The following is a 7,678-nucleotide window of genomic DNA, read 5'->3' on the forward strand; positions in this document are numbered from 1 at the left end:
CGCCGTGGCCGGTTTGGCCTCCGGCCGCCCGGGCGTGGCCACGCGCAGCATGCGGTGCAGGCTCAAGAGGATGGATTCGACCGCGCTCGGGGCGTCCGTGCTGTGCTGCTCGGAGCCAATCCGGGCGGTCAGTTCGCTGATCGCCGCATCGGCGGCAGCCGCCAGCTCGGTCTGGCGTTCGGGCTGTTCCTCTTCCAGAGCCCGCAGCACGTCGCCGACGGAAGCCATGGCGTCCCCGAGGGGCACTGCGTATTCGTCCGGCACCACAAAGGGGGTGTCCTCGGCCCAGATGACATCCGAGAGCACTTGGGTCACGTCCTGGACGTGGAAGGTCAGGCGCTCGAGATCCCGCAGGTTCCGGTAGTCGAGGTTCAGGTCGCGCGGATGAAGGTGGCGTCCCCGCCGGCAGACGGAAAGTATTTCCTAGTCTGCCGGCGCCGTGGCCGGTTTGGCCTCCGGCCGCCCGGGCGTGGCCACGCGCAGCATGCGGTGCAGGCTCAAGAGGATGGATTCGACCGCGCTCGGGGCGTCCGTGCTGTGCTGCTCGGAGCCAATCCGGGCGGTCAGTTCGCTGATCGCCGCATCGGCGGCAGCCGCCAGCTCGGTCTGGCGTTCGGGCTGTTCCTCTTCCAGAGCCCGCAGCACGTCGCCGACGGAAGCCATGGCGTCCCCGAGGGGCACTGCGTATTCGTCCGGCACCACAAAGGGGGTGTCCTCGGCCCAGATGACATCCGAGAGCACTTGGGTCACGTCCTGGACGTGGAAGGTCAGGCGCTCGAGATCCCGCAGGTTCCGGTAGTCGAGGTTCAGGTCGCGCGGATGAAGGTGGCGTCGGGGATTTGCCTGGCGGCTGGCGTCGGCTTTTTCGACGGCGAGCCGCACGGAGCGGGCGTGGGCTGCGAGCGCTTCCGAGCGGCGGGACCAGTCAACATGCTCCGGCGGCCAGCTTTCCTTCAGCGCCTTGCCCATGTCCCAGAGTTGCTGGGCGAGGGCCTGGCGCAGTTCCGCGATACTTAGCTCTGCCGCCCGGAAGTGCAGCGGCGGGAAGACCAGCAGGTTCACGACGATGCCCACCGTGACGCCGACGCCCATCTGGAACAGGTATCCGAAGGAGAACGTGTCCGGATTATGGCCGCCGACCAACAGCACCAGGAGCGCCGCCGTCGGGATCCAGTCCCGGCCCGAACCGATCTTGGGCAGGCCGGCGAGGATAACGCCCAGTCCCATGACCACCGCGACCGTCCACGGCGACGGCGAGCCGAGGCTGAACAGCATGAACGCAAGGCCCACCCCGATCGCCAGTCCGACGAGCGTCTGGACGCCCTGCCGCATGGAGCCGGCAACGTTCTCGTACATGGCCACCAAGGCGCCCAGCGGGGCGTAGTACGGATAGTCGGCCGCTGAGCCCGGCATGAAGGGTGCGATCGCGAAGGCGACGCCCGCGGCCAGCCCGGCTTTCAGGGCCAGCTGCAGCCGGGGCCACAGCACCGCCGCGGCGACAGCGCTGCCCGCGGTGCGGGTCCATCGGCGCAACAGGGAGGGCGGGCTGCCGGCTTGCTTTTCGGGAATGGCCATTCGGCTCACCCTATGGCCGGGAGGCTCGTGCGACAACTGGACGAACCCCGGAGCGGGCCGCCCAAGCCGAAACGGGGCCGGTCAGGACGCCGCGTGGGCGGCCCGCCGCACCGCCGCGGACAGCCGCTGGGCCCGCCCCTCGGTCCGGCCTTCCTCGCTGCGGCGGGGCACATACCCGAACCCGAGGCCGTAGCCGGGATCCGCGAAGCCGAGGGCCGCGTTCGCTCCCTCGTGCCCGAAGGCCAGCTGGCTGCCGAAGTTCCGCCCAGGCTGGGGTTTCATGAACACGACGGCAAAGGCGTTGTCCTGCCCGGAGCACCGGTCCAGTCCCCAGACCTGCTCAGCGGCCATGAGCTCGATGGTGGCGGGGTTCAGGAAAGCGGGAACGCCGTCCACTCCGGTGGTGGCGGCGGCGTAGAGCCTGGCCAGCCCCTCGGCTGACCCCACACCACCTGCGCTGCTCATACCCGAGGCGCGCACCAAGCGGTGGTTGGGCAGTTCCATGATGGTGCTGACCGGCGCGTTGCTGTTCAGCCCGTCGAGGCTGAGCGGGTCCAGCCACGGCTGGGCTGGGTCAGGGTCGTAGAGCACCTCGCGGTACCGGGGTTCCTGGTCCTCGGGCAGGCCCAGGAAGAAGTCGATGCCCCACGGGCGGCGGATGCGTTCGTCGTAGAGCCCCTGCAGCGTCATCCCCGTGACGCGGCGGCAGAGCTCCTCCATCAGGATCCCTATGGTCAGGGCGTGGTAGCCGAAGGCCGTGCCCGGGCGCCACAACGGCGCCGAGGCCGCGAGACGCCGCGCCGCGGCCGGGGTGGCGAACTCCGCCAGGGGAAACCCGCCGGCGACGCCGGGCAGCCCCGCCTGATGGGATAGGGCCTGCCGCACCGTGAGCCGGTCCTTGCCGTGGACGCCGAACTCGGGCCAGTAGGACGCGACGGTCCGGTCAAGGTCGAGCCGGCCGTCCTGGACGAGGAGGGCGATGACGAAGGCGGCGACTCCCTTGGAACAGGAGTAGGTGCCCGTGATGTCGCCGGGGACGAATCCCGGTCCGCCGCAGAGGTCCAGCACCTTGGTGCCGTGGTGGTAGGCCGACAGCTGCGCGCTGTAGCCCGGATCCTCGGAAAGGAAAGAGTCGAAGAGCTCACGCACACCCGCAAATCCGGGCGCGGCAAACCCGGCCGCACCGGCCGCTGTCGGCATCAGGCTGCGCCGTGTCCCGGGGCGACCTCTTCGCCGGCCCGGACCGGTCCGGGCGGCGTTCCGTCGCCGAACGGCCGGCCGCCGAGGGATTCGCGGCCGTGCTCCGAGAGCCAGTTGCCCAGTTCCGGTCCGCGCGGGACCACTCCGGTGGGATTGATGTCCTCATGCACGATGTAGTAGTGCTGCTTGATCTGCACAAAGTCGGTGGTGTCGCCGAACCCTGGCGTCTGGAACAAGTCGCGCGCGTAGGCCCACAGGACCGGCATCTCGCTGAGCTTTTGCCGGTTGCATTTGAAATGGCCGTGGTACACGGCGTCGAAGCGGGCCAGTGTGGTGAACAGGCGGACGTCGGCCTCCGTGATCGTGTCGCCCACCAGGTACCGCTGGCCCGCCAGGCGTTCCTCGAGCCAGTCCAGGGCCGTCCAGAGCCGATCGTAGGCAGCGTTGTAGGCCTCCTGGGAACCGGCAAAGCCGCAGCGGTAGACGCCGTTGTTCACCTCGGTGAAGACACGCTTGTTGACGGTGTCGATTTCTTCCCTGAGGTGCTCCGGGTACAGCTCCGGCGCGCCGGCGCGGTGGTACTGGGTCCACTCCGTGGAAAAGTCGAGCGTGATCTGGGGGAAATTGTTGGTGACTACCTGCCCGCTGGGGACGTCCACGATTGCCGGGACGGTAATCCCGCGGGGGTAGTCGGGGAAGCGGCGGAAGTAGGCGTCCTGGATGCGTTCGATTCCGAGGACGGGATCCCTGCCGTCCAAGTCGAGATCGAACGTCCAGGACCTGGCGTCATGGGTGGGGCCGGGCTGGCCGAGCGAGATGACCGCCTCCAGGCCGAGGAGCCGGCGCACGATCACCGTGCGGTTGGCCCACGGGCAGGCGCGCGCTGCGATGAGGCGGTAGCGGCCAGGTTCCACGGGCCAGCCGGGCTCGCCGTGGGCGCCCGTGGCACCGTCCCGGGTGATCCGGTCCTCAATGTAGTTGGTATCCCGGGTGAATTCCTCGCCGCCGGTCACATACGCGCCCTTGGTGCTGAATCCCGGATCGTCGGTGTGGGTACTCAGGCTCATGGTCCCAGCCTAAGGCCGGGAAGGGAACGGCCCGAACGCGGCCGTGAACACAGGGGCCATCGGCTGCCAGGCAAACCACCACGCCCCGGCCACAACCACGGCGAAGAGGGCAATCCACACCGCGGCGGGGATGGAGGTGGCCCTGGCCAGCAGGTACGCGTCCGACGTCGGGAGCCTGTCCCGGTGCCGCAAATGGACGTTGGCCAGTTTGCCGAGGTCCCTGACGGCAGCGACCAGCAGCGCCAGGCCCAGCACGATCATCACGTGGCCGTTGAACACCGGCGGCACGAACAGCACCAGGAGCGCCGCGGCCAGTACGGCGGCGGCCGTGATGAGGAGGCCCACGCCGTTGCGGAGGAACAGGAAGGACGCCAGGAGGATGAGCGTGCCCACCGACATCGCGGCCGGCCCCCAGCCGTTGAAACCGCACCAGACCATCGCCGCCCCGACGACGGCGGGCACGGGGTAGCCCCAGAACGTCGACCAGGCGGCGGAGAGGCGGCTCGTGCTGTACGTCGTGGTGGTGCCGGAGTGGTCCAGGCCCAGCCGGATGCCGCCGAGCCGCTGGCCGGTGGTGAGGGCGGCAAACGCGTGGCCGAGTTCGTGGGTCACGGTGGCGAGCAGGCCAAAGTAGCGCCAGGACAGGCGCGGCAGGGAGACGGCCACTGCCAGCAGGATGACCGCAACGAGCTCAATACTGCTCACGTGCGGGCTGGGGGCGTGGGTGAATCCGGCCACGATCCGCTCCCACCATGTCAGGGCGAGGTTCGGTTCCCCCAGCAGGCCGGGCGGAGTCATGCCTTGCCCGAGGCATGCGCGATGCAGTACGCGGTCCAGGGCCTGGCCTCCAGCCGGTCCTCGGGGACCGGGGTGGCGCATACGGCGCAGATTCCGTAGGTGCCCTCGTCCATCCGCGCAAGGGCGGCATCGATCTGCAGCAGGGAAGCCCTGCTCTGTTCCAGGAGCGCGGAGGCCTGGGATAGTTCGAAGGCGATCGTCGTGCCCTCGGGGTCGTGTTCGTCGTCGACGTTGGAGTCGAGGCGGGCGGCATTGACCGAGGTGATGTCCCGGCGGAGGGCGGGCAGGAGGGCAAGCTTCCGGTCACGTTCCTCGCGCAGGAGGATCCGGAACCGTTCGACGTCAACCATAGGCTTCAAGGCTAGCGCGGCCACTGTAGCGGCGCCTAAACGGGCCGAAGGAGCCGTCCGCGCCGGGAGCCGGCCAAGGACTCAACGAACTGGTAGATGATTCCCACATCCACGGAAAGGGCGGCGGGCGGTGGGGGCAGCGTCTAGAGTGGGCGCATGGTGGACCAGACGCACCCCGAGACCCCCGCAAACCCCGAGGACCGTCCAAACCCCAATCATCCTGCAGACGCCGGCAACGCCGCGGCCCCCGGAAGTCCCGGGCAGACCGGGGACACTGATACGGCCGACACGCTCCTGCGCGAACTCGCCGCAGCCTATGGCGTCGACACCAGCTACTGGGGCTGGGACGGAGTGCAGCGTTCCGTGGCCGCCGGGACCCTGCAGGACGTGCTGGCGGCCCTCGGGGTCCCCGCCAACGGGCCCCAGGAGCAGCAACGCTCCCTGGCCGAGTCCCGGCTGGCACCCTGGCGGCGCATCCTGCCCCCGGTCCTTGTAGTGAGGGAGGGACAGGAGTCCCGCGTCGATGTCCACGTCCCGCACGGAAGCGAAGTCCGCGTCTGGATCGACGCCGAGGACGGCAGCAGCTATGAGGCCGCCCAGCGGGAGAACTGGGACCAGCCGGTCGACGTCGACGGCGTCCTCACGGGACGTGCCACGTTCGCCATACCCGGCGGCCTCGGTCTCGGCTGGCACACGTTGAGAGCCGACGCCGCGGGCACGGCGGCGCAGTGTCCGCTGGTAGTTACGCCCGGCCGGCTCCGGGCCTCGGCCCTGCTCAAGGAACGCCGCACCTGGGGACTGACGGCCCAGTTGTACTCCGTGCGGTCCTCCCGGTCCTGGGGGATTGGCGACTTCGCCGATCTCGGGGACCTCGCCGAGGTTGCCGGGGAGCAGGGGGCCGGCTTTGTGCTGGTCAATCCGCTGCATGCCGCCGAACCAGTGCCGCCGGTCGAAGACTCCCCGTACCTGCCCACCACACGGCGCTTCTTCAACCCGCTCTACCTGCGGGTGGAGGAAATCCCGGAATACGGTTACCTGGACGCAGCCGGCCGGGCCGAGGTGGCACGCCTGGCCGAAGGCCTGCAGGCGGCCAACCGTTCCCGGGACCTCCTGGACCGCAACGCCAGTTACGCGGCAAAGCTCTCGGCGCTGGAACGCGTGTTTGCGGTCCGCCGCGGGCCGGCGCGCACCCGGCAGTTCGCCGACTTCTGCGCCGAGCAGGGGCAGGGGCTCGAGGACTTTGCGCTGTGGTCTGCGCTCGCCGAAGAGCTGCCGCCGTCGGCACCGGAATGGGCCGGAGCGGCGGCATCCCCGGCGTCGCCGTACTGTGTCGAGCAGCGGCCGAGGCTGGCAGCCCGGATCGAATTCCACTGCTGGCTGCAGTGGCTCTGCGACCAGCAGCTCGAGGCGGCCCAGCGTTCGGCACGCCAGTCGGGGATGGGGATCGGCGTCGTCCATGACCTCGCTGTCGGGGTAAAACCCGGCGGTGCCGACGCCTGGACCCTCTCCGGCGTTCTTGCCCGGGGCGTGAGCGTTGGTGCGCCCCCGGACATGTTCAACCAGCTGGGCCAGAACTGGTCGCAGCCGCCATGGCATCCGGGCCGGCTCGCCGAATCCGGCTATGCCGCCTACCGGGACATGCTCCGTACCGTGCTGCGGCACGCGGGCGGCATCCGGGTGGACCATATCCTCGGCCTGTTCCGGTTGTGGTGGATCCCCGAGGGCGGGGGGCCGGAGAGCGGCACCTATGTGCACTACGACCACGAGGCGCTCATCGGCATCCTTGCCCTCGAGGCGCAACGGGCCGGGGCGATCGTGATTGGCGAAGACCTGGGGGTCTTCGAGCCGTGGGTCCGCGGCTACCTGGCCGAGCGGGGAATATTCGGCACGTCGATCCTCTGGTTCGAACACGACGCCGATGGCCCGATTCCGCCGGAGCACTACCGCGAGCAGTGCCTGACCAGCGTCAACACCCACGATCTCCCCCCGACGGCGGGCTACCTCGCCGGTGAACACGTCACCTTGCGCGAATCGCTCGGGCTGTTGCGGCGGCCCGTGGCGGAAGAACGCGCCGAGGCCGCGGCCGAGCAGGAGGCCGTGCTGGCCCGGGTCCGGGCACGCGGCCTGCTGGCAGAAAACGGCACAGACGTCCGGACCACGGTGGAGGCGCTGTACGCCTACACGGCGCTGGCCCCGTCAGCGCTGCTGGGGGTGGCGCTGGTCGACGCCGTGGGGGAGACCCGGACCCAGAACCAGCCGGGCACCAGCACCGAATACCCGAACTGGCGCATTCCGCTGGCCGCTCCCGAGGGTGTGGTGCTGATCGATGACCTGCCGGACAACGAGCGGTTCCTGTCCCTGCTGGGCACCGTCCGCGGCGCGCTGCATCCCGGAGGGTGACCGGACACGGGGGAGCCGGGCCCTGGACCGGGTGCGGGCAGTTTCTTGACCTGAGCCTGGCCTGAGGCCGGGAATGCAGACAGCATTGGCCGTACCAATACCGGCCGCTAGCATGGACCGATGACGCGGATCGGCCGACTCTCCCTGGCCGGCGGATGGGCGCTGGCGATGCTGCTGGCGGGGTGCACGTCGGTGCACCCCTTCCAGGCCGGCCCGCCTTCTCAGTCCCCATCTGCCGAGTCCCCACCGGCCGGGTCCCTGCCTGCCGGGCCCGCGGGGACCGAATCG

Annotated in this window: 6 protein-coding genes and 1 pseudogene; 1 reads left to right on the top strand and 6 read right to left on the bottom strand. The window is 69.8% G+C overall.

Going from position 1 to position 7,678, the window contains the following annotated elements:
* The 6 genes and pseudogenes from Y706_RS29120 to Y706_RS0104020 all read right to left on the bottom strand — a co-directional run.
* Positions 1–315, bottom strand: a pseudogene (locus Y706_RS29120) (FUSC family protein); the annotation flags it as partial.
* A 108-nt stretch (positions 316–423) separates the two neighbouring features.
* Positions 424–1,575: an FUSC family protein gene (locus Y706_RS0104000; RefSeq protein ID WP_253906684.1), complete on the bottom strand. Its 1,152-nt coding sequence runs from the start codon at positions 1,573–1,575 to the stop codon at positions 424–426.
* An 81-nt stretch (positions 1,576–1,656) separates the two neighbouring features.
* The gene (locus Y706_RS0104005; protein WP_028275561.1) at positions 1,657–2,775 is read right to left on the bottom strand and encodes an EstA family serine hydrolase; all 1,119 of its coding nucleotides are present in this window, start codon (positions 2,773–2,775) and stop codon (positions 1,657–1,659) included.
* Positions 2,775–3,842 carry a glutathione S-transferase family protein gene (locus Y706_RS0104010; protein ID WP_043434681.1) on the bottom strand — a complete coding sequence of 356 codons (1,068 nt, stop codon included), beginning with the start codon at positions 3,840–3,842 and terminating at the stop codon, positions 2,775–2,777. The genes Y706_RS0104005 and Y706_RS0104010 overlap by 1 nt, the downstream gene beginning before the upstream one ends.
* Positions 3,843–3,851: 9 nt before the next feature.
* Positions 3,852–4,640, bottom strand: a complete 789-nt coding sequence (locus tag Y706_RS0104015; protein WP_028275563.1) for a M50 family metallopeptidase — start codon at positions 4,638–4,640, stop codon at positions 3,852–3,854.
* Positions 4,637–4,990 (bottom strand): TraR/DksA family transcriptional regulator, encoded by a 354-nt coding sequence (locus Y706_RS0104020; RefSeq protein WP_028275564.1) that lies wholly within the window; start codon positions 4,988–4,990, stop codon positions 4,637–4,639. The genes Y706_RS0104015 and Y706_RS0104020 overlap by 4 nt, the downstream gene beginning before the upstream one ends.
* Before the next feature lie 156 nt (positions 4,991–5,146).
* On the opposite strand from Y706_RS0104020, the gene malQ reads away from it, so the two are divergent.
* Positions 5,147–7,390 carry a 4-alpha-glucanotransferase gene (gene malQ, locus Y706_RS0104025; RefSeq protein ID WP_028275565.1) on the top strand — a complete coding sequence of 748 codons (2,244 nt, stop codon included), beginning with the start codon at positions 5,147–5,149 and terminating at the stop codon, positions 7,388–7,390.
* Positions 7,391–7,678: the final 288 nt, after the last annotated feature.

It is taken from the genome of Arthrobacter sp. I3 (assembly GCF_000520575.1).
Taxonomy (GTDB): domain Bacteria; phylum Actinomycetota; class Actinomycetes; order Actinomycetales; family Micrococcaceae; genus Arthrobacter; species Arthrobacter humicola_A.